The 21,438-nt window shown below is 63.5% G+C and carries 15 protein-coding genes and 2 pseudogenes; 10 read left to right on the top strand and 7 right to left on the bottom strand.

Annotated features, from left to right (window positions below):
* Window positions 1–8: 8 nt before the first annotated feature.
* From LK440_RS00305 to ppc, 3 genes are all read right to left on the bottom strand, one after another.
* On the bottom strand, window positions 9–941 hold the full coding sequence (locus tag LK440_RS00305) for a 3-hydroxyacyl-CoA dehydrogenase family protein (RefSeq protein ID WP_005016624.1): 933 nt from the start codon (window positions 939–941) through the stop codon (window positions 9–11).
* A 228-nt stretch (window positions 942–1,169) separates the two neighbouring features.
* The gene (locus LK440_RS00300) at window positions 1,170–4,124 is read right to left on the bottom strand and encodes a S8 family serine peptidase (RefSeq protein ID WP_227944750.1); all 2,955 of its coding nucleotides are present in this window, start codon (window positions 4,122–4,124) and stop codon (window positions 1,170–1,172) included.
* A 256-nt stretch (window positions 4,125–4,380) separates the two neighbouring features.
* Window positions 4,381–7,227 (bottom strand): phosphoenolpyruvate carboxylase, encoded by a 2,847-nt coding sequence (gene ppc / locus LK440_RS00295; RefSeq protein ID WP_005016629.1) that lies wholly within the window; start codon window positions 7,225–7,227, stop codon window positions 4,381–4,383.
* Between the two features lie 146 nt (window positions 7,228–7,373).
* On the opposite strand from ppc, the gene queC reads away from it, so the two are divergent.
* Complete coding sequence (gene queC, locus LK440_RS00290; RefSeq protein WP_005016630.1) at window positions 7,374–8,087, top strand: 7-cyano-7-deazaguanine synthase QueC; 714 nt, start codon at window positions 7,374–7,376, stop codon at window positions 8,085–8,087.
* 12 nt (window positions 8,088–8,099) lie between these two features.
* On the opposite strand, the gene LK440_RS00285 is transcribed toward queC, so the two are convergent.
* Window positions 8,100–8,642: a GNAT family N-acetyltransferase gene (locus LK440_RS00285; RefSeq protein ID WP_005016651.1), complete on the bottom strand. Its 543-nt coding sequence runs from the start codon at window positions 8,640–8,642 to the stop codon at window positions 8,100–8,102.
* A 105-nt stretch (window positions 8,643–8,747) separates the two neighbouring features.
* On the opposite strand from LK440_RS00285, the gene LK440_RS00280 reads away from it, so the two are divergent.
* A complete protein-coding gene (locus LK440_RS00280; RefSeq protein WP_005016652.1) occupies window positions 8,748–9,656 on the top strand; it encodes a LysR family transcriptional regulator in 909 nt (302 codons plus the stop codon).
* 91 nt (window positions 9,657–9,747) lie between these two features.
* Entirely contained in the window at window positions 9,748–11,604 is a 1,857-nt protein-coding gene (gene ilvD / locus LK440_RS00275) for a dihydroxy-acid dehydratase (protein WP_005016653.1), read from the top strand.
* 183 nt (window positions 11,605–11,787) lie between these two features.
* Here ilvD and LK440_RS00270 read toward each other — a convergent pair whose 3' ends face one another.
* Entirely contained in the window at window positions 11,788–12,828 is a 1,041-nt protein-coding gene (locus LK440_RS00270; RefSeq protein WP_076879512.1) for a LacI family DNA-binding transcriptional regulator, read from the bottom strand.
* Window positions 12,829–12,970: 142 nt separating this feature from the next.
* On the opposite strand from LK440_RS00270, the gene LK440_RS00265 reads away from it, so the two are divergent.
* From LK440_RS00265 to LK440_RS00255, 3 genes and pseudogenes are all read left to right on the top strand, one after another.
* Entirely contained in the window at window positions 12,971–13,876 is a 906-nt protein-coding gene (locus LK440_RS00265; RefSeq protein ID WP_005016655.1) for a dihydrodipicolinate synthase family protein, read from the top strand.
* Window positions 13,877–13,878: 2 nt separating this feature from the next.
* Window positions 13,879–15,465: pseudogene (locus tag LK440_RS00260) on the top strand (UxaA family hydrolase).
* A 98-nt stretch (window positions 15,466–15,563) separates the two neighbouring features.
* Entirely contained in the window at window positions 15,564–16,514 is a 951-nt protein-coding gene (locus tag LK440_RS00255) for an IS481-like element IS481 family transposase (RefSeq protein WP_005012067.1), read from the top strand.
* Between the two features lie 56 nt (window positions 16,515–16,570).
* Here the strand turns inward: LK440_RS00255 and tam are convergent, their stop codons facing one another.
* On the bottom strand, window positions 16,571–17,338 hold the full coding sequence (tam, locus tag LK440_RS00250) for a trans-aconitate 2-methyltransferase (RefSeq protein WP_005016656.1): 768 nt from the start codon (window positions 17,336–17,338) through the stop codon (window positions 16,571–16,573).
* Between the two features lie 117 nt (window positions 17,339–17,455).
* Between tam and LK440_RS00245 the strand changes: the two genes are divergently transcribed.
* On the top strand, window positions 17,456–18,100 hold the full coding sequence (locus LK440_RS00245) for a hypothetical protein (RefSeq protein ID WP_005016658.1): 645 nt from the start codon (window positions 17,456–17,458) through the stop codon (window positions 18,098–18,100).
* A gap of 60 nt (window positions 18,101–18,160) precedes the next feature.
* Here the strand turns inward: LK440_RS00245 and LK440_RS00240 are convergent.
* A pseudogene (locus tag LK440_RS00240) lies at window positions 18,161–18,358 on the bottom strand (aldehyde dehydrogenase (NADP(+))); the annotation flags it as partial.
* A 5-nt stretch (window positions 18,359–18,363) separates the two neighbouring features.
* On the opposite strand from LK440_RS00240, the gene LK440_RS00235 reads away from it, so the two are divergent.
* The 3 genes from LK440_RS00235 (at window position 18,364) to LK440_RS00225 (ending at window position 21,428) form a co-directional block, all read left to right on the top strand.
* The gene (locus tag LK440_RS00235; protein ID WP_005016662.1) at window positions 18,364–18,660 is read left to right on the top strand and encodes a polysaccharide deacetylase family protein; all 297 of its coding nucleotides are present in this window, start codon (window positions 18,364–18,366) and stop codon (window positions 18,658–18,660) included.
* A gap of 146 nt (window positions 18,661–18,806) precedes the next feature.
* A complete protein-coding gene (locus tag LK440_RS00230; RefSeq protein WP_005016664.1) occupies window positions 18,807–19,877 on the top strand; it encodes an RNA methyltransferase in 1,071 nt (356 codons plus the stop codon).
* Between the two features lie 696 nt (window positions 19,878–20,573).
* Window positions 20,574–21,428 carry a hypothetical protein gene (locus LK440_RS00225; protein WP_005016666.1) on the top strand — a complete coding sequence of 285 codons (855 nt, stop codon included), beginning with the start codon at window positions 20,574–20,576 and terminating at the stop codon, window positions 21,426–21,428.
* Window positions 21,429–21,438 lie beyond the last annotated feature (10 nt).

The following is a 21,438-nucleotide window of genomic DNA, read 5'->3' as shown; positions in this document are numbered from 1 at the left end:
GCCGGGGATCAATCGAGTTTTTGGGTGTTGAGCCACTGGACCAGGCCAGCCAGGGCTGCGCTTTTGTCGCGCAGCACGCGCTCGCGGCGCTCGGCGGGCCAGGCATAGAAGCCTTGACCTGCTTTGGCGCCGATCTCGCCGTTCTGCACCTTGCTTGTCAGCAGCGCGGAGGGCGTTTCACGGTTTTCCAGGTCGGCATAGAGGTAGCTGGCGATGGCGTGGTGGACATCGATGCCGTTCATGTCGCGCTGCTCCAGCGGACCGGAGAGCGCCAGGCGGATGCCCAGGCTCCATTTGACGACTTCGTCGATATCTTCGGCGCTGGCCACACCTTTTTCGAGCAGCGAGATGGCTTCGCGGGCCAGGGCATGCTGGATGCGGTTGGCGATAAAGCCGGGAATGTCGCGGTTGACGCGAACCGGGCGCTTGCCAGCGGCCTTCAGCGTGGCCATCACAAGATCGACGGCGGCGTCGGCGCTTTCATCGCCGCGGACGACTTCGACCAGCGGGATGACATCGGCCGGCGTGAAGAAATGCGTGCCGACAAACCGGTCGCGCCTTGTGACGGCCTGGGCAATGGCATTGATCGACAGGCCCGAGGTGTTGGTCGCAAAGATGGTTGCAGGTTTGCAGATCTGATCGAGCTGCGCAAACAGATGGCGCTTCAGGTCCAGCTTCTCGGGCACGGCTTCGATCACGAGGTCGCACTCGGCAGCGGCCAGCAAGTCGGCGGACATCTGGATGCGGGCCATACAGTTGTCCACGTCCTGGGGGGCGTAGACGCTCAGTTGGCGCTCAATGATCTGCGTGGCGCGCGCAAGCGCTCCGTCCACAGGGTCTATCAGTACAACAGGCAGTCCCTGAGAGGCGAACAGGGCGGCAATACCGCTGCCCATGGCGCCTGCACCGATGACGGCCAGATTCTGGATGGGGAAATCCATGACGAAGCTCGCTTACCAGCGGCCTTGGCACGACGCCTCCCTGTGGTCGGGGTCCGGGCGTGGCCGGTGTCTCGTCCTGGGCGCTTCTCCGTACCGTAGCCAGAAAAATCTTTATGTTCTATATACGAACATTTGTGCGGATATAGAATTTCTTCTCAGATATTGCTAAGAATTGCTGCTGGTGGACAAATGCCGCGACATGGTGTCCATCTGGTGGACGCCTAGGGACTAGTAACGGTAGGTGAGGGCCGCGCCGACGTGATGGTCCCGCCAGTGGCTTGCGGCCTGGCCGGTGTAGCGCAGACGCAAGGCAAGCCCGTCGGCCAGGTGGGCGTGTGCGCTCAGCCCCAACGACAGACGAGTGCGTGGCAGGGGCCAGTGGCCGCTGACGTCTTGAGGGTCGCCAAGCCCATCGAAGCTGGCGCGCGGTGCATAACGGCGTTCCCGCGTGTCGTGATGCAGGGCCAGGTGCCATTGCAGCGCGAACGCGTCGGCCAGGGCGTGGTCACCCTGCAGATGAGCCCAAAGCGTGGGAACGCTTCGATGCAGGCCGGCAGCGTGCAGGCCCAGCCCCGATGCGCTGGTTTCGCGAAACCGGCGTTGGCGCAGATGGCTGACGGCTACACCTGCCGATGGTGTGAGCCCCACGCCAGGCCAGGCCTGCCAGCGTCTGCCCGCACCGAGCTCGGCGTGCCAGAGCTGGCCGCGCGCCAGGCCCGCCGCACGTTGGCGCACATCGGCCAGAACGAGTTGCCGCTCGACGCGGTTGCGATAGTGGCCGTAACTCAGCCCCGTCTGCACAAACCATCCGGAGTCCCAGGACCTGCGCGCGCCCAGCAAGGCGGCCGTGGTGGTGGCCTTGGCATTGCTGCCGGCGCCTGCGGTGGCGGACTCACGCCAGTTGCCCTGGTCGTAGGCCAAGGCTGCGCCCACGCTCAGTTGCGGGCTGATCTCGTGGGTGATGCCGGCCAGCAAGCCGTTGTTGCGCTGGTGGCCGTCAAGGCCAGGGGGTTGCCAGCGTAGTCTGCCGCGACGGTATTCTGCCAGCGGCTGGCCGCCTGGCGAGGCCAGGGCGATTCGGGATTGCAAGATGTCTGACCACTGGCTCTGTCCCAGGGTGACGAGTGCCGAGGCGTTGGCGTAGATGCTGCCGGATAGCGAGTAGAGGCTGTTGCGCAACGCGATGCCATTTTGAGCATATTGGATCCGCGCGATCGAGGCGGCTGCCGACGTGGTCTGCCGCTGTTTTTGGGGCAGGGCATCGAGCGCATGCATGGCGGCGTCCAAGTGCCTCGCTCCAGCGACGACAGACACGCGGTCGGCTCCAGAGGGCAGCCGCCGCGCTACCGCCTCGACCGAGGCCGCGCGTCGCACGGCCAGGCCGACACCTTGGGGTTGATAGTCCAACTGCGCCTGCAGCAGCAGGTTCGGCGCGCGGGTGAGTGTGTCGAAGCGGCCCTCGATCGAGGCAGCCTTCACGACGGTGTGCACGCTGCCTTCAGCCACCACATAGCCCGGACGAATGCCTTCGACATGGAGTTGCCCGGCCAGGCGCGCCTTGCCCGCGACATTGAGCGCGCTGCCGATGTCGGTGACCAGCCGCCCTTGCGCGTGCTGGTGGTAATCGCCGTTGACGGTGAGCCCGGATTCCTTGACGGCGACGGTGCCGTGATTGTCGACGGCGCCGACGCTGCCCCGGCCCACGAGCGTGCCGTGCTCGAGTACGGTGGTGCCCGAGCGGATGCTGCCCAGGACGTCCAGCGTGCCCTGGCGAATGACGGTCGCACCAGCGTAAGTGTTGTGGCCGGCGAGCGTGAGCAGGCCCGGGCCATCGATGGTCAGCCCTCCGGCGCCGGAGATGTCGTTGCCGAACACCGATTGGCCTTGCACGTTCGCGACGAAATCGCCAAAGGCAAATTTGGCAGGGCCTTCTATTGCCCGTCCGATGTCCAGCAAGCCCCAGCCGTAATCGGCATCCACGCCAGGGCGGCCCTTATCCTGGGTCGTGGTCAGGAGTGTCGTGCGCAGGTTGTCGTTGTCCATCCAGCCAAACCGTTGTTTGACCAGCACGGCCGCGCCCGTGACCTGAGGCGCAGCCAGCGAAGTGCCCTGGTGGACACGAAAAAAGTTGGGGTCGTGAGTCTTGATGCCGGGCAGATAGGCCTGACTGCTTGCGGCCAGGCACCAGCGTCTGGCCTGGCCGCAACGATTGGACCAGCGCTCGAGATCGCCAAACTTGTCTACTGCCGTGACGACCAGCAGGCCTTTCTGCAGTTCGGGCTCGACCAGTGGCGTGCGTCCCAGGCTGCCCACTTCCTGGTAGCCGCGCCCCGACACGTTACTGCCATTGCCCGCGGCAAAAACCAATAATGCCCCGCCTTTGACCAACTCATGGAGTTTGCCGATCTGAGTTTGGGATTTGTCGGCGGCCTGCTGGTACTCCATCTGGTCTTGCTTGACGCGTCGCTCGCCATCTGGTCCGTCGGTGGTGAAGCTGTTGTTGAAGATCGTCATGCCGTGACCGAGCAGATCCTTCCAGGCGTGAAACGCGCCACCGTCGGACACTCGGTCCGCGGCGGTGGCGATGTTGGCGGAATAGAGATCGGCGTCGGGCGCCACGCCGCCGCGATAACTGGCGGTGGGGCGGCCGGCCAGCACCAGGGCCACCGAACTGCCGTGCTCGCCTTGATTGGCGCGATTGGCCGCGCTGCGTGTGCCATTGGCCTGGTAGTCCCCGCCGTGGCGCGTGTTGACGCGAAGCAGGGCGTGGTCGAGGCTGACTCCGGTGTCGACGACGGCAACTTTGACGCGTGAGCCGCTCAGACCGGCGTCATGCGCGGGTTTGAGGTTGACCAGGTTGAGTACCCGGTCGTGGTCGGCATTGAAAGCGCGGCCCGGCGCGGAAGCAAAGTGGCTGGGCGCGGTCTTGGCGTAGCCCGCGGATGGGACCGGCGCCGCAGGACGGCCATCCGCTGCAAGGTCGGGCAGGGCGGGCGGCACGGGGAGATAGGGCGAAAGGGGGGGCGTGGCAGAGGGAGGGGGCGCGGGAGGGGTTCGACCGTCATCTCCTGTACTGCCACCTCCGCCGCCGCCTCCACCGCAGGCAGAAAGTAAAGCAAGCAGCGCGAGGCTGGCGCGACGCGAGAGGCGTTGCGCCGCCATGAAGGTAGGGCGGGTGGACATGACGAGCGGAGCAAGACGAAAAAACGATAGCCATTTTGCTCAGCCAAACCGTCCGATATGCCGCCTCCATGCATATATCAGTCGAAGTCCTGGAGATGTCACGTAAGAATTCAATTAGGCGCGCGACAGTAGGGTTCCCCTAAGGGCGTGCGATCACTCCTTTAGATTGTCGGAACTTTCCGGCTGCGCGCGCTAGGCACTCAACATCCTGCCGCGACTCTAAAGGGGGAACGTGCCACGTCCCTCAGGCGCCTGCTCAACCTGAGTTGCGCAGGCCTGCGGCGATGCCGTTGATGGTCAGGTGAATGGCGGGCGTGATGCGTGGGTCCGCCTTGGCGTCTGGCCGGCGCTGGCTGGCGCGCTGGCGGCGCAGCAGATCGATCTGCAGATAGTTCAGCGGATCGATGTAGGCAAAGCGCTCGCGCAGCGAGGCAGCCAGTGCGGGGTTGTCGGCCAGCAGGTCGCGCTGGTTGATGAGCTTGAGCATGGCAAGCGTGCGCCCATGCTCATCCGAGATGGCGCCGAAGATGCGTTCGCGCAGGCCGCGCTGCGGCACCAGCATGGCGTAGCGCGAGGCGATGGCCAGATCGGATTTGGCCAGCACCATCTCCATGTTGGACAGCAAGGTGCGGAAGGCCGGCCAGTCCCGGGCCATTTCGCGCAATTGCGCCAGGCGGGCACGTTTGCTGCGCGGCGCGCCAGTCGCGCCCTCTTCGAGATAGGCCTGAAGGGCCGAGCCCATGCCGTACCAGCCGGTGAGCATGAGGCGGCATTGCGCCCACGAGAATCCCCAGGGGATGGCGCGCAGGTCTTCGATCTTTTGGCCTTGCTTGCGTGAGGCCGGGCGCGAACCGATGTTCAGGCCGGCGATTTCGTTGATGGGCGTGGCCGCGAAGAAGTAGTCGTCAAAGCCCGGGGTGTCGTAGACCAGTTTGCGATAGCCGGTCTGCGCGCTGGCCGACAGGAAGTCCATGGTCTGGCCGTGGTGCGCCATGTGGGCGTCTTCGGCCTGGCGTGCGGCGGCGGGTTGCTGAGCCAGCGAGGCCTGCAGCACGGCAGATACCAGCAGTTCCAGATGCCAGCGTCCGATATCGGCATTTTTGTACTTGGTCTGGATGACTTCGCCTTGCTCGGTCAGGCGAAGCTGGCCGGCCACGGTGCCCGGAGGCTGCGCGACGATGGCGTCGAAACTGGAGCCGCCGCCGCGGCCCACGGAGCCGCCGCGGCCATGGAACAGGCGCAGTTTGACCTGGCGGGCGCGAAAGACATCGACCAGTTCGCGCTCGGCGCGATAGAGCGACCAGTTGGACGTCAGGTATCCGCCGTCTTTGTTGCTGTCGGAGTATCCCAGCATGACTTCCTGGCTCTCGTTCTGAGCCAGACGCACGCGCTGCCGGACTTCGGGCAGATCCAGCCAGGCGGCCATGATGGCCGGGCCGCGTTCGAGGTCAGGGATGGTTTCGAACAACGGCACGACCATCAGGCCGTCTTCGGGTTGGGGCTGCGTGCCCGCCGGGGAAATAAGCCCGGTTTCTTTCTGCAGCACGAGGACTTCGAGCAGATCACTCAGGGTTTCGGTGTGCGACACGATGGCCTGCCGTACGGCGGCGCGGCCATAGCGTGCACGCGCGGCCGCGGCCGCGCGCAGCACGGCGAGTTCGCGTGTGGTGTCTTCGCTGTACGTAATCCAGGGCGAAGCCAGCGGACGCGCGGTGGCCAGCTCGCGGCGCAGCAGTTGCACGCGGGCCTCTTCATCCAACTGGTCGTAGCTGGGACCCGGGTCATCCTGCGCCGCGCGTGCCAGGAGCTCGGTCAGGACACGCTCGTGCACGTCAGAGCTTTGGCGCAGGTCCACCGTGGCCAGGTGAAAGCCGAACACTTCGACGGCCTGTTGCAGGCCTGACAGACGGAGCTTTGCGATCGGTGTGCCGTGATGGCTGGCCAGCGATTCGGCAATGACGGCCAGGTCCTGCGCGAACGCCTGCGGATGGGGATAGGGTTGCGCGGGCAGGGCCGCCCTGAGCGCCAGTTCGCGGCCGGTTAGCGTGCGGGCGGTGGCCGCCAGACGGGCATAAATGCCGATCAGCGCGCGCCGGTAGGGTTCGTCCCGGCGATGGGGTGAGGTGTCGCCGCCGGCATCGGCCAGTTCCTGCAACGCATCGCCGGCGTCGATCAGCAAGGTGCTGACCGAGACTTCCGCGCCCAGAGCATGGATCTCGTTCAGATAGTGCTCGAACACCACCGTGGCCTGGCGCAGCAATGCCAGGTCGAGGGTGGCGGCGTCTACATTGGGATTGCCGTCGCGGTCACCGCCTATCCAACTGCCCATGCGCAAGAACGGCTCGAGCGGCGCAGGCGGGGCAGCGAAGGGATTGGCGGCTTCCTGGCCCAGCAAGCGGGACAGATCGGCGTACAGGCGGGGGATGGCCGCCAGGAAGGTGCTGCGGTAGTAGCTCAGCGCGTTTTCGATTTCGTCGGCGACGGTCAGGCGCGTGTTGCGCAGCATGCGCGTCTGCCAGAGCGTGTCCACGCGGCCGAGCAGGGCACTGTCGATCTCGGCGATTTCGTCGTGGGTCAACGGCTGATCACGTTGGGTGATGAGTGCGGCGATCTCGCGGTGGGCATCCAGCGTGCTTTTGCGCTGGACTTCGGTGGGGTGAGCGGTCAGTACCGGCATGACGCAGGCCTCGCCGATGAGGCGGCGTATGCGCGCCGCCGTCACACCCTGCGCATGCAACAGTTGCACGGTCTGGCGCAGGCTGCCGGCCGCCGCAGCGGGATCGGTCAGCGCCCGGGCGCGCTTGCGGCGATTCTGGTCGCGATCCTCGGCGATGTTGAACAGGTGCAGAAAATAACTGAAGGCCCGCGCCACGAGGTTGGGGTCGTCCGAGCGCAACTGTTTGACCAGTTGCTGCATGAGTTGGCCATCCTCTTCCCGTCCTTGGCGGCGGAAACGCACGGCGCTGCGGCGCAGCGTCTCTATGGTGTCGAAAACCCGTTTGCCTTCGCAGGCCTGAATCACGCTTCCCAGGGAGCGTCCCAGGAGTCGGATGTCATTGCGTAAGGGGTCTGCCAATTCAGATTGCGCGCGTGTGGCGTTCATCAAGCGTTCCGTAAAAGGATGGGAAGGATGGTGTGGCGATAGGGCAATGCAAAAATTCGGGACACCCAAATTCTACGCAGGCTTGCTTACGGCGTCTGCTGCGTTACATTGGCGGCTACCTCTGGCACTGTTTACGTCTTTCCGTCATGCAAAATCATCAACGTCGCGCCCTGGTTCTTTTCTCCGGAGGCCAGGATTCGAGCACCTGCCTGGCATGGGCGCTGCAGCGTTACGCCCACGTCGAGACGGTCGCCTTCGACTATGGTCAGCGCCACCGCATCGAACTGGATGCCCGCCTGAATGTGCTGCGCGAGTTTCGCGCCCGCTTCCCGGATTGGGCCGCGCGCCTGGGTGAGGATCATTTGCTGGATCTGAAAGTACTGGGCCAGGTCGGCGATACGGCCATGACCAGCGATCGCGCCATCGAGATGCAGGCCAACGGCCTGCCCAACACGTTCGTGCCGGGGCGCAATCTGCTGTTTCTGACGCTGGCCGCGGCGCTGGGCTACCGTCGTCAGCTCGATGTGCTGGTAGGCGGTATGTGCGAGACGGATTTTTCGGGCTACCCGGACTGCCGCGACGACACCATCAAGGCGCAACAGGTTGCGTTAGGCCTGGGGCTGGGGGCGCGGGTCACCATCGAGACCCCGCTCATGTGGCTGGACAAGGCCGATACCTGGGCATTGGCTGACACCCTGGGCGGTCCGGATCTGGTGCAGATCATCGTGCAGGAAAGCCATACTTGCTATCTGGGCGAGCGGGGCCAGCGGCATGACTGGGGCTATGGCTGCGGAGAGTGTCCGGCCTGCAGCCTGCGCAAGGCTGGTTGGTTGCGCTGGGTGGCCCGCGCCGAAGACTGAAGGCGCCAGGCTTTAGTCTTCGGGCGGAGTGAGGTCGCCCGCGCCCAGCGCACGCTGCATCAGGGCCGTATCGCGCCACTTGCCGTGCTTGAAACCCACAGCGCGCAACGTGCCGGCAACCTGAAAGCCGCAACGGGCGTGCAAGCCCAGCGAGGCCGGGTTGTTGTCGCCAATGACCGCCAGCATCTGACTCCAGCCTTGCCCTGTGCAGTGCTCGATCAGGGCTTCGAGCAGTTTGCGTCCTATGCCCAGGCCGTGGCGGCCGTTGCGTACATAAACGGAGTCTTCGCAGGTATGCCGGTAGGCGGGCCTGGGCCGGTAGACCGTCGCATAGGCATAGCCCACGATGTCGCCGCCGCACTCGGCCACCAGATACGGCAGTCCGTGTTGCAGTACGGCAGCACGGCGCTGGCCGATCTCTTCGGTCGAAGGCGGCTCGAGCTCGAAGGATGACGTGCCATGGACGACATGGTGGGCGTAGATGGCCTGGATCTGGGCCAGGTCCTGCTCGGCGCTGGAGCGAATCAGGATGAAAGGGGTCAGGCTAGGGTTCATGGCAACCAATGGCGATGCGGCGGGGAGGCGCTAGTGTGCGCCCCGGCCATGGATAAGTGAATATTCTTGGAATTATCATTCGTATAAGAAAATATTCTGTATGCCATGAAAACCGCCGGCCTTAACTTGGATCATCTGCGCGTTCTGCTCGATGTCATGGAGCAGGGAAGTTTTTCGTTGGCCGCTGAACGCCACGGGCTGTCGCAACCCGCCGTGAGCCAGCAGGTGCGGCAACTGGAGCGCCGTTTCGGTCTGCGCCTGATCGAGCGCATGGGCCGGCGCGCCAGTGCCACGGCTGCCGGCACGGAGCTGGCCACCCATCTGCGCGGCATCCTCGCGGCGGTCGACGATGCCGACCGGGCCATGCAGTCGCTGGCTTGCGGGGTGGCGGGGCGTGTCAGGCTGGGCACGGGGGCGACGGCCTGCACCTACCTGCTGCCTGCGCTGCTGGCCAATCTGCGGCAGCGGTTTCCGGATCTGGATATCGTGGTCAGGGTGGGAAACACCGTGGATCTTCTACGGGATATCGAAGACAACCGGCTGGATGTCGGCCTGCTGACCATGCCCATACGCGCTCGAAAACTGCTGGCCACCCCCATTCTCAAAGACGAGTTCGTGGCCATATTTCCGGCCAATGCCCCGGCGCCCGCCGGCCGCATCACGCCCCGGCTGCTGATGCAACGGCCATTGGTATTGTTTGAGCCCGGTGCGCAGACCCGGGTGCTGGTCGACGGCTGGTTCGGCACGGCAGGTCTGTCGGCCAAGCCGACGATGGAGTTGGGCAGCACCGAGGCCATGAAGGAGATCGTCGGTGCCGGCCTGGGCTGCGCCGTCCTGCCGCGTATGGCGGTATCGGCCGCCGGGGCCCGCGCCAGCCTCACGACGCGCCCGCTGCAGCCCCGGCTTGGGCGCGAGTTGGCCATGGTCACCCGGCGCGACAAGCCGGTCAGCCGCGCCCTGCGCCAGGTGCTCGACGGCCTGCTGAGTCTCAAACTGCCCGGGGACGCACCCTGATTGCCGCGGCGTCTCGAGGGGTTTGAGCGCAGCGCAGGCCGATCCAGCGTAATATTTACGCCTTTGCTGACATCATCGCCCGAGAAGGATCATGCCGCACTACCGTTCACGCACCTCTACTCATGGCCGCAACATGGCCGGCGCGCGCGCACTCTGGCGCGCCACCGGCATGAAGGACGGCGATTTCGGCAAGCCCATCATCGCAGTGGTCAACTCGTTCACGCAGTTCGTGCCCGGCCACGTGCACCTGAAGGATCTGGGTGCGCTGGTGGCAGGCCAGATCGAAGCCGCCGGCGGCGTGGCCAAAGAATTCAATACCATCGCCGTGGACGACGGCATCGCCATGGGGCACGGCGGCATGCTGTATTCGTTGCCGTCGCGCGAGCTGATCGCCGACTCGGTTGAATACATGGTCAATGCCCATTGCGCCGATGCCATGGTCTGCATCTCCAACTGTGACAAGATCACGCCGGGGATGCTGATGGCTGCCATGCGCTTGAACATCCCCGTGGTGTTTGTTTCCGGTGGCCCGATGGAGGCTGGCAAGGTGACCTCGCCCACCGACGGCAAGATCATCAAGCTCGATCTGGTCGACGCCATGATCAAGGCCGCCGATCCCAACGTAAGCGACGCCGAAGCCGAGCAGGTCGAACGCAGCGCCTGCCCGACGTGCGGCTCCTGTTCCGGCATGTTCACTGCCAACTCCATGAACTGTCTGACCGAGGCCATCGGCCTGGCGCTGCCGGGCAACGGCACCATCGTGGCCACGCACGCCTGGCGCCGGGGGCTGTTCGAGCAGGCTGGCCGCCTGGTGGTGGACCTGTGCCGCCGTTACTACGAACAGGAAGACAGCTCGGTGCTGCCGCGCAGCATTGCCACCAAGGCCGCCTTTGAGAACGCCATGGCGCTGGATGTGGCCATGGGCGGGTCGACCAACACGGTGTTGCATTTGTTGGCCGCCGCCCAGGAAGCCGGGGTGGACTTCACCATGGCTGACATCGACCGCATTTCGCGCAAGGTGCCCTGCTTGTGCAAAGCCGCACCGGCGACCGACAAGTACCACATCGAAGACGTGCATCGCGCCGGCGGCATCCTGGGCATCCTGGGTGAGTTGGGCCGAGCCGATCTGCTGGATCTGAGCTGCGGCAATGTGCACAGCGGCACGCTGGGCAATGCGATCGCGCAATGGGACGTGGCGGGCGGCGCAGGCGATGCGGCCCGGAAGTTTTACCGCGCGGCCCCTGGCGGCGTGCCGACCACGGTAGCGTTCAGCCAGGAGAAAACCTTCCTGACCCTGGATGTCGATCGTCAGGCAGGCTGCATCCGCAGCAAAGAGCACGCTTACTCCAAGGATGGCGGCCTGGCCGTGCTTTACGGCAACCTGGCCGAGAAGGGCTGCATCGTCAAGACTGCCGGCGTGGACGAGTCGCAATGGGTGTTTACCGGCCGGGCGCGCGTCTATGAGAGCCAGGAAGACGCCGTCGAGGGCATTCTGGGCGACAAGGTCGTCGATGGCGACGTGGTCATCATTCGCTACGAAGGCCCCAAGGGCGGCCCCGGCATGCAGGAAATGCTCTACCCGACCTCTTACCTGAAGTCCAAGGGCCTGGGTAAAACGTGCGCGCTCTTTACCGACGGGCGTTTTTCGGGCGGCTCGTCCGGCCTGGTGATTGGCCACGCGTCGCCCGAAGCGGCCGAAGGCGGCACCATCGGGCTGGTCGAGGATGGTGACATCATCGAAATCGACATTCCGCAACGCCGGATGCACCTGGCGGTCGAGGATGCCGAACTGGCGCGCCGCCGTGCCGTGATGGAGGCTCGCGGCGAGCAGGCATGGAAACCGGTCGACCGCGAGCGTGTGGTGTCGCTGGCCTTGCAGGCCTACGCCGCGCTGGCCACCTCGGCTGACCGGGGCGCCGTGCGCGATCTGTCTCAGCTCAAGCGCTGATTCCGGCGCCGTCCCATGAAGCAGCCCGCTCGCGCGGGCTGTTTTGTTTTGGGTGCCCGTCTTATCTGTGAGGGTGGTTTATCCCGGCATTAGGGCTGGGTCGGCAGCACGCGTCTCCCGGTCAGGCTGGAACGCAGACCTTCGATCTTAAATCGCTCCTGCTGTGCTAGGGCGATTTTTTTTCTAGGCACTGGCTCGCCGCACGACCTCGAACCCGATGTCCTGGATCGCCGGCGACACGAGATCTCCACTGGCTCGTTCAAAGATTAGTTGAGCGGCCAAAGCTCCCATTCTGCGTCCATCTATCCGGATCGTGGTCAACGGAGGACTGGTGTATGGGGAGGTCGCCAAATCGCCAAAGCCGACAACGGCAACCTGATCAGGCACTAGGATATTTTGCTCTTTCAGTTCAATGAGAGCGCCCAGCGCGAGGGCGTCAGTGCTGCAGTACAGGCCATCTATCGAGATCCCGGTCTTGAGCAGTTCGCTCATGGCGCGACGCCCATCTCCGAAGTGGGCCGGGGCATTCACCTCAGCCACGGGCAAATCTGATTCCGCCCCGATGCAACCGCTCTCAATTAAGCGCTGTGTAAATCCCTTTCTGCGGCGTTGCGCACGCGGATCGTTGCCAGAAATCATCGCTGGCGCCTTGACTTGCCGTTCCAGGAGCAGATCGGCAACAGCCACGCCCACTTTCTCGTGAGAGAAGCCAATGAGCATATCGACAGGGTGGTCGGTCAAATCCCATGTTTCCACCACCGGTATTCCGGATGCGGCCAGTCGCTGCCTGGCTAATTCCGACTGCACGACACGCGTGAGGACGATACCGTCGGGGCCTCTGCTGATGAGGTTTTCTAGGAGTTCCAGTTCGTCTGCATCGTCGTAGCCGCTTTCGCCCAGCATGAGCTGGTATCCCCTGGTGGCCAGCGCCTGGGTCAATGCCTGGAGTGTCTCCTGGAAGACGGGGGATGCGATCGCCGGCACGAGGGCTGCGACCAATTTGCTTCGCCCGGAAGCCAGTCCACCGGCAAGTCGATTCGGGACATAGCGGACTTGCGCGATCGCAGCGCGCACATGATCCAGCATTGGCTCCGGAACCGACTTGGGGTTATTGAGGACGCGCGAGACGGTCTGTGCGGAAACTCCGGCGACTTTGGCGACGTCGGCAAGCGTGACTCGGCCAGAACCTCGCCTGATGCGTTTGGGTGGGGGAAGAATCTGCATTTCGGAGTCGCCGGCTGAACTTATGGCGGAAAGATAGCATGCTTTTCGGGAATGTTAGCGCTAATAGCTAGGGACAACCCTAGTACTCCGATCAAGTTTGTTAGCGCTAATATTAGCGCTAACAAACAGGAGCAGTAATCAAATGTCTAAGATTTTCAGTGGTCTCTTCGTCGTCGCCCAAACCCCGTTTACCGACGACGGCAGCTTGGATCTTCCCAGCGTCGACACGCTGTGCGACTTTTATCTGGAACATGGTGCTGCTGGACTGACGGTTCTGGGCGTAGCCGGAGAAGCGGCAAAGCTGTCGATGGAAGAATCGATCGCCACGGTCCGTCGTTATGTCGCCCGCGCCAACGGCAAGCCGGTCATCGCTGGCGTCAGCAATCCGAGCGTCGCGCAACTGGCGACCTTGACGAAGGAGGTGATGGAGGCAGGCGCGTACGGCGTGATGATTGCCCCGGCCAGCGGGTTGAAAACCGAAGAAGAGATCCTCAATTACTTCGCCGCCGTATTTGCCCGTATCGGCGACGTCCCCACGGTCTTGCAGGACTTTCCGTTCTCGACTGGAGTGTGGATGTCGGTGCCGACGATCGCGCGTCTTATCGAGCGGTTTCCCCAGATCCAGGCCATCAAGGAAGAGGATATTCCGAGCGCCGCAAAGATCACACGTATCCGGGCTGCGCTCGTGCGCCCCGTTCCGATTCTCACTGGCAATAACGGAGTGTTCTTGTTGCAGGAGCTCGCCCACGGGATCGAAGGCCCGATGGCAGGCTTCTCCTATCCCGAGATGCTTTCAGGTGTTCACGACCTTTACAGTGCCGGCAAGGTCGAGGAAGCACACGATCTCTTTGACACCTATTTGCCTCTGCTCAGCTTCGAGAACCAATCGCAGTGGGGCGTCGCAGTGCGCAAGGAAGTGCTCAAGCGCCGCGGCGCAATCAGCTCCGCAGCGATGCGCGCACCCGGTCCGGCGTTGACGCAAGCCGACCTCAAGGACATCGATGTCCTCGTGCGCCGTGTCGAAAAGGCGATTGCGAAAAGGGCCTGATCATGGCGAATCACTGCGCAACGTTTATACAGGAAGCAGCCCCGCTGGCAACGAGCGGGAAACGTGTGATCGGGTCAGTGATCCGATTGCACGGCGAGGATAACGTAGTCATCGCTCGCACAGATGTGGGGCTGGGCGAAGCGCTTGAAGGCGGCCTTTACCGGTCGCGCAGTCAGGCGCCAGCCGGCTACAAGATTGCTTCACGAGATATCAGGGCAGGTGAGCCGATCCGAAAGTACAACGTGATCATCGGCTTTGCGGCGCAAGATATCCCTCAGGGCACAATGGTCCACAGCCACAACGTCGAGTTTCGGGAATTCGACCGTGACTATGCGCACGCTCGCGATTATAAGCCGACTGACTTCGTCGCCGAGGAGAACCGGGCCACTTTCGAAGGCATCGTCCGCGCCAACGGGGACGTCGGCACGCGCAATTACATTGGCCTGCTGTCAACCGTGAACTGTTCCGCAACGGTCATTCGGAAGGCAGCAGAATGGTTTACGCCTGAGCGCCTGGCCGGCTATCCAAACGTCGATGGCGTCGTGGCGTTCAGCCATGCTATCGGGTGCGGCATGGAAATGACCGGCGAGCCTATGGCACTGCTTCGCCGTACGATCACCGGCTATGCGCGGCATCCGAACCTCGCGGCGGTGCTGATTGTCGGCCTGGGGTGCGAGCGGAACCAGATTTCGGGCCTGATGGAACAGGAGAGCTTGACTTCCGGTTCGCGCTTGAAGACGTTCGTTATGCAGGAGACGGGCGGCACGCGCAAAACGATCGAGGCCTGTATTGCTGAAATTTAGAGCTTGCTTCCGGAAGCCAACCGCGTGAAGCGCACCCAGGTGTCAGCGCGCCATCTCAAAGTAGGTCTGCAGTGTGGCGGTTCCGATGGTTTTTCGTCCATTACCGCAAATCCCGCACTGGGGGCCGCCATGGATATCCTCGTTCGCCATGGCGGTACGGCGATCTTGTCGGAAACGCCGGAGATCTATGGCGTCGAGCAAACATTGACTTGCCGGGCGGCCAGTCGCGAGGTTGGCGAGAAACTGGTCGAGCGCATACGCTGGTGGAAGGAAGACTACGCCAAAGGACGCGACGTACAGATTAATGCCGCTGTCAGCCCTGGCAACAACAAGGGTGGCCTGGCCAACATATTTGAGAAATCCCTTGGGTCCTCAATGAAGGGCGGCACCACCTCCTTGATGGAGGTCTATAAGTATGCCGAACCAGTCACCACGAGCGGATTGGTCTTCATGGACACCCCAGGCTACGACCCGTGCTCGGCCACGGGCCAGATAGCAGGGGGAGCCAATCTCATCGCTTTCACTACGGGGCGCGGTTCCATGTTCGGGGCCAAACCCGTTCCCTCGATCAAGTTGGCGACGAACACCCCAATGTATTCGCGCCTGTCCGAAGACATGGACATCAATTGCGGAGAAATCCTGGATGGGACCATGTCGCTCGAAGAAATGGGGCAGCGCATCTTTGAAGAGTTGCTGGCGACAGCATCCGGCAAACACAGCAAGAGCGAAGACCTGGGCCTTGGGGACAACGAATTTGTCCCGTGGCAGATCGGAATCATGGGCTAGCTGTGAAGATTCAATAGGTTGTATGCATGGTTCATCCGAACCGGATTTGAGAAACTGGAAATCGCCAACCCCCCAGTTCACTCAAGGAGCCCGGCCGGATGAACACCCATAAGCATGCCCGATTGACCTTCCTACGTCGCCTCGAAATGGTCCAGCAATTGATCGCCCATCAAGTTTGTGTGCCTGAAGCGGCCCGCGCCTATGGGGTCACCGCGCCGACTGTGCGCAAATGGCTGGGCCGCTTTCTGGCTCAGGGCCAGGCGGGCTTGGCCGATGCGTCCTCGCGCCCGACGGTCTCGCCCCGAGCGATTGCGCCGGCCAAGGCGCTGGCTATCGTGGAGCTGCGCCGCAAGCGGCTGACCCAAGCGCGCATCGCCCAGGCGCTGGGCGTGTCAGCCAGCACCGTCAGCCGCGTCCTGGCCCGCGCCGGTCTGTCGCACCTGGCCGACCTGGAGCCGGCCGAGCCGGTGGTGCGCTACGAGCATCAGGCCCCCGGCGATCTGCTGCACATCGACATCAAGAAGCTGGGACGTATCCAGCGCCCTGGCCACCGGGTCACGGGCAACCGACGCGATACCGTTGAGGGGGCCGGCTGGGACTTCGTCTTCGTGGCCATCGATGACCACGCCCGCGTGGCCTTCACCGACATCCACCCCGACGAGCGCTTCCCCAGCGCCGTCCAGTTCCTCAAGGACGCAGTGGCCTACTACCAGCGCCTGGGCGTGACCATCCAGCGCTTGCTCACCGACAATGGCTCGGCCTTTCGCAGCCGCGCCTTCGCCGCGCTGTGCCATGAGCTGGGCATCAAGCACCGCTTTACCCGACCTTACCGCCCACAGACCAATGGCAAGGCCGAACGCTTCATCCAGTCGGCCTTGCGTGAGTGGGCTTACGCTCACACCTACCAGAACTCCCAACACCGAGCCGATGCCATGAAATCCTGGCTACACCACTACAACTGGCATCGACCCCACCAAGGCATCGGGCGCGCTGTACCCATCTCCAGACTCAACCTGGACGAATACAACCTATTGACAGTTCACAGCTAGGTATCGCCCTGGCGCGGCGGACAGACCCGCGCCGCGCCTGCCCTGCCCCTGGGGCATCAGGCCTTGCGGGAAGCCACCACGAACAGGCGCGGAAACGGCAGCAGCACGGTGCCATCGGGCAGCGCCGGATACGCCTGGGCAATCGCGGCTTCGTAGCGTGCCAGAAACGCCGCCTGCTCGTTGTCATCCAGCACATTCAGGTAGGGCAGCAACGCCGTGCCCTTGAACCACTCGACGATGGCGCGCGCGCCGGCCAGCGGATGCATATAGGTGGTACGCCACACATCCACGCGCTGGGCCAGGGGCGAGAGCAGGGCGTAATACCATTCCGCGCTGTGCCTGTCGGGGTGACGCACGCCTGCCAGCTTGGCGGCCCAGGGCTGCTCGGCGGCCACCGCCCGCGCCAGACGATGCGCCGGCTCTTCCAGGTTGTCTGGTGTCTGGACGGCCAGGCTGCCGCCCGGTGTCAGCGTCTGCAGCAGCCGTGGATAGAGTGTCGCGTGGTCGGGCACCCATTGCAGAGAAGCGTTGGCCAAAATGACATCGTAACGATCGGCGGGACGCCAGCTGGAAATATCTGCCTGGCTGAACGCCAGTCCGGGCAAACGCTTGCGGGCTGCGGCAACCATGTCTGGCGAACTGTCCATGCCGCTGACCTTGGCCTGCGGATAACGGTCCGCCAGCACTTGGGTCGAATTGCCCGGGCCGCAACCGAGATCGACCGCATGCCGGACCTCGGCATCGGGGATGGCTGCCACGAGATCCCGCACCGGACGCGTACGCTCATTCTCGAAAGCGGAGTACTGCTTGGCGGACCAACTCATAAACGCTCCTGAAGACAAACACGCCTGCCCGACAGTGTAAAGGCCCGCGCCGCACACCGACCCGCCACGGCACACCGCCCTGCGGGTATGATGCGGCCAATCCCGAGGAAATTGGCCGTGAGCATTCAAGACCGCGCATCCAAATCAAACCGCCTGCAAGCCGGCGTCTGGCTTGTCTTGCTCCTGTTGGCCATCGGTCTGGGACTCGTGCTGCTGCAACGCGTGGCAGTCAGCAACGGCACCCTCCCCCAGGAAATCAAACTGCTGGAGTTGATGACCGCCAGCGGCACGGTGGGCGCGGTGATCGTGGCCTTGTGGCTGTCATTCGTGCAGCGACGCGAACAGGAGCGCGCCAGCGCCGCGGTGGCAGAACTCTTCCAGCGCATGCTGGTGGGCAACATCCTGGCGGCCTGGAGCGATCTGCTGTTGTTGCGTGAAGTCTGCGCTCGCACCGACCTCGACGGCCTGAGGCAGTATCTGCGCAGCGCGCGCGCCGGCCTGTACTTCGACGCCCTGCATGCGCACATCGAAAAATCGACCACATTGCCGCACGCCGATCTGATCGTGGTTGCCAATATCTACGGCTATATCCAGTTGATCGAACACGAAACACGCGCCTGGCACCGCATGAGCGCCCAGGAAGACGACCTCGAGTCGCTATCCCGTCTGGTACAGACGACAGGACAGCTGTTCGCGACCTTTGCCGCCACCTCCTGGATCCGCAGCGAGTTGCCACGTTGGGACAAGGACCTGGCCGCCTGAGGAGCCGGCAGCGCCGTGCGTGCACGCTGCCGCCACCGGTGCCCACGGCAGCGTCAGATCCCCGTCGACCATGCGGCAAATCCCCAACGGATTGCCTTCCTGCAACACCGGCGGCCGCAGCACGTCCGGTAGATCCTGGTAGCAGACCGGCCGCAGAAACCGGTCTATGGCCGTGGCCCCCACCGAGGTGTACATCGCATTGGTCGTTGCCGGGAAAGGCCCGCCATGCACCATCGCATGGCTGACCTCGACGCCTGTCCGGCGTGGTGGAGCTGCCCGTCGAATGGATCCGCGACGATGCCGTCTATTTCGTCATGCATCGCTTCCAGTCCTTGCGGCCCTACACCCCTCCTCAAAGCGTGCTGGATATCTTCATGCGCGAACTCGAAGGGGCTCACGCCGATGGCGGCCTGTTCCAACTGACCATGCATCCGCATGTCATCACCGCCCGCTCCCGGATCTGGATTCTCGAAGAAATCCTCAAAGCCGCGCGCGCCAAAGGCGCCTGGATCGCCACCCACGCGGAAGTCGTGCGCCACGTCAAGGCAAACGCGCAATAAGAAACGGGGCGGACACGTATCGCGTGCTCTGCCCCCTGTGGCTTCACAGGGGGACGGGATGGTCATCAGCCGATAATGGGTCGGCGAAATGCCTGGCGCCCAGGCCCGCCAAGCGGCCGAGCGCGCACCCGGTAAAATGCGCCCCCATGCGCTTTTCCGACTTCGACCTCCGCCTTGCCGCTCTTGGCGCACTGCCCGTGCATCGCGCACGGCTGACGCGCGTCTGGCTGAAAGGACAGCCGCTGGACACCGGCACGCGACGGCGCAGCTCTGAACACTTTCTGCCGCTTGCCCTGCGCGAGGCCGTGCCTGCCCTGACGGCGCAACTCGATGGTCTGGCTCGTGTCCACTCCGAGCATGCCGGCCATGACGGCTCGCGCCTGCTCGTCGAGCTCGCCGACGGGCAGATGATCGAAAGCGTCCTGTTGCCGCGCGATGGCCTTTGCGTCTCGACCCAGGTCGGCTGCGCGGTGGGCTGCCGCTTTTGCATGACCGGCAAGAGCGGTCTGATCCGGCAGGTCGCGAGCATGGAGATCCTTGCCCAGGTCGTGCTGGCCAGACGCTTGCGCCCGGTAAAAAAAGTCGTCTTCATGGGCATGGGCGAGCCGGCGCACAACCTCGACAACGTCCTCGAAGCCATCGACCTGCTTGGCACCGAGGGCGATATCGGCCACAAGAACATCGTGTTCTCCACGGTGGGCGACAGGCGCGTGTTCGACGCCTTGCCGCAACAGCGCATCAAGCCCGCCTTGGCACTGTCGTTACACACGACCAAGGCCGATCTGCGCCAGCAACTCCTGCCGCGCGCGCCAAAAATCTCACCTCAGGAGCTCGTCGATCTTGGCGAGCACTATGCCCGCGCCACCGGCTACCCGATCCAATACCAATGGACGCTGCTCAAAGGCGTCAACGATGGTGATGACGAATTCGACGCCATCGTGACGCTGCTCAAGGGCAAGTATGGCGTGCTCAACGTCATCCCCTTCAACAGCCTGGAGGGCGATGACTTCCAGCGCCCCGACGGCGCCCGCACGCGCCACATCGTCGGCTATCTGCACAGCCGGGGTGTATTGACCAAGGTCAGAAACAGCGCCGGCCAGGATGTCGACGCCGGCTGTGGCCAGTTGCGCGCGCGCGCCGAGGCCGGCGCGCGGGTGATCGAGCTACCTCGGCGCCGCCAGGCGACGCTTTCCATTGAGCAGGCCACCCCGCCGTAACATCGGGAAGATCCGTCGCCGTGGGCCCCTGTGGGCGGATATGACCGATGCCGTCACTTGCAACCTTGTCTTGGATCGTCGACCCAAAACAAACGCGTCAACGTGCACGCCTGCCCACTATTTCAGCCCGCGGTGCCTTGATAGGCAACTCACAGCAATGTCAGCACCGCGCCAATCATGACCTAGCCGCCTCTGCAAGAAATAAAACTCAAAATAAAACATTTATTTCGGATCACGCGATATGAATGGCGAGCACGCCTCCATTCAAACAGACGACGCTGGTTTTCTTGAACACCAAATGCCGAAAGCAAGCGCTATTACGTTCGCTGGCGGCGTGACTGACACGCCCATTTTCCTCGCCATTGAGTGCGCCCGAACGCCCTATGACCCAGCACGGAGGCGATGAGGCTCCGGCACGCTGCGACATAGAGGACGGCGGTTGTGGGTCGCCCTGCCTCCACGGAAGCTGACCACCCTGTCGCCTCGCGTTATTCGGGCAAGTGTGAATAACGTATTTTTTCGATAACCCGATCTTTTCCGGTGGGGGGGGGGGGCAAACATGATCCAGCCCCCAAAAAATAATTGAAAACATCTTGTTTTAATTTGATCCGGAAGCAACACTTACAACCTTCTTAAAACAGCTCGGACTCCGACAACGGATGCCGTCCGCCCCCGTAGACCGACCCAGGAGTTCGCATGAAATTTAAGCTGTCCCCGCTCGCGGCCATGATGTCTTCGACCTTGCTGGTCAGCAGTTTTTCTCATGCAGCAACGGATACTGGCGGGGCCAATGGCGCCGACGGCGGCTCTGCGGTTCAGTCGGCATCGGTTAACCTCATTGGCGGTTTCGCAAATGGTGGGCCAGGCACCACCGATGCCGATGCAGCGGGCAAGCCTGCCAGCAATATTACCGGGAAATCGGTAACGTTCAACGGGCCAGCTTCATCTGGCTCGCTGGTCATCGGCAGCGGTGGAATGAGTGGCGAGACTTACAGTTACTCCGTGTTCAATCCCATTTACGGAGCAGGTGCCGGAGCAGGCGGCACCGGCGGGGCATCTGCCATCGGCGGGATAAGTACCGCCGGAGCGGCCGGCAACTCACTCAACTCCCCCACCCCCACCCCCGCTCAGGGCGGCTTAGGGGGAGACATCGGCAACAGCATCATCACGTTGAGTCATGTGCGGCTTCAAGGCGCCGCCGGTGGCAACGGCGGAAACGTCGAAGCAGGTAGTCCGACTGACAGCGCGCGAGGCGCCGCTGGAGCAGCAGGCCATGGAGGTGGTACGGTTTCCGGTGGAATCAGCACCGGCGGGGCCGGCGGCGAGTCCCTCGTCAACGCTGACGGCGGCGCCGGCGGTGAGGTCAGCGCAAACACCATCACTCTGGCCAATGTTCAACTGGACGGTGCTGCCGGCGGGGCCGGCGGCAACCACTCCTCCGATACCGCTGTTGGAGGAGCCGGCGCCGCCGGCCATGGGGGCGGCTCGATTTTCGGTTCATCGCGGAATAGCGTGGAGCCGTGCTTGATTGCCGTTACGCTTGATCCTTGATTTTTCAAGG

The sequence above is a fragment of the Bordetella holmesii genome (genome assembly GCF_020735985.1).
In the GTDB taxonomy this organism is placed as follows: domain Bacteria; phylum Pseudomonadota; class Gammaproteobacteria; order Burkholderiales; family Burkholderiaceae_B; genus Bordetella; species Bordetella holmesii.
Note: the sequence above shows the minus strand (reverse complement) of the source record. Positions and strands in the feature narration are given on the sequence as shown.

Coding starts and splice junctions, on each gene's coding strand:
- LK440_RS00300 (WP_227944750.1), bottom strand. CDS start 4,124: ATGTCCACCCGCCCTACCTTCATGGCGGCGCAACGCCTCTCGCGTCGC.
- LK440_RS00255 (WP_005012067.1), top strand. CDS start 15,564: ATGAACACCCATAAGCATGCCCGATTGACCTTCCTACGTCGCCTCGAA.
- LK440_RS00265 (WP_005016655.1), top strand. CDS start 12,971: ATGTCTAAGATTTTCAGTGGTCTCTTCGTCGTCGCCCAAACCCCGTTT.
- LK440_RS00285 (WP_005016651.1), bottom strand. CDS start 8,642: ATGAACCCTAGCCTGACCCCTTTCATCCTGATTCGCTCCAGCGCCGAG.
- queC (WP_005016630.1), top strand. CDS start 7,374: ATGCAAAATCATCAACGTCGCGCCCTGGTTCTTTTCTCCGGAGGCCAG.
- LK440_RS00305 (WP_005016624.1), bottom strand. CDS start 941: ATGGATTTCCCCATCCAGAATCTGGCCGTCATCGGTGCAGGCGCCATG.
- LK440_RS00230 (WP_005016664.1), top strand. CDS start 18,807: ATGCGCTTTTCCGACTTCGACCTCCGCCTTGCCGCTCTTGGCGCACTG.
- LK440_RS00280 (WP_005016652.1), top strand. CDS start 8,748: ATGAAAACCGCCGGCCTTAACTTGGATCATCTGCGCGTTCTGCTCGAT.
- LK440_RS00225 (WP_005016666.1), top strand. CDS start 20,574: ATGAAATTTAAGCTGTCCCCGCTCGCGGCCATGATGTCTTCGACCTTG.
- tam (WP_005016656.1), bottom strand. CDS start 17,338: ATGAGTTGGTCCGCCAAGCAGTACTCCGCTTTCGAGAATGAGCGTACG.
- ppc (WP_005016629.1), bottom strand. CDS start 7,227: ATGAACGCCACACGCGCGCAATCTGAATTGGCAGACCCCTTACGCAAT.
- ilvD (WP_005016653.1), top strand. CDS start 9,748: ATGCCGCACTACCGTTCACGCACCTCTACTCATGGCCGCAACATGGCC.
- LK440_RS00270 (WP_076879512.1), bottom strand. CDS start 12,828: ATGCAGATTCTTCCCCCACCCAAACGCATCAGGCGAGGTTCTGGCCGA.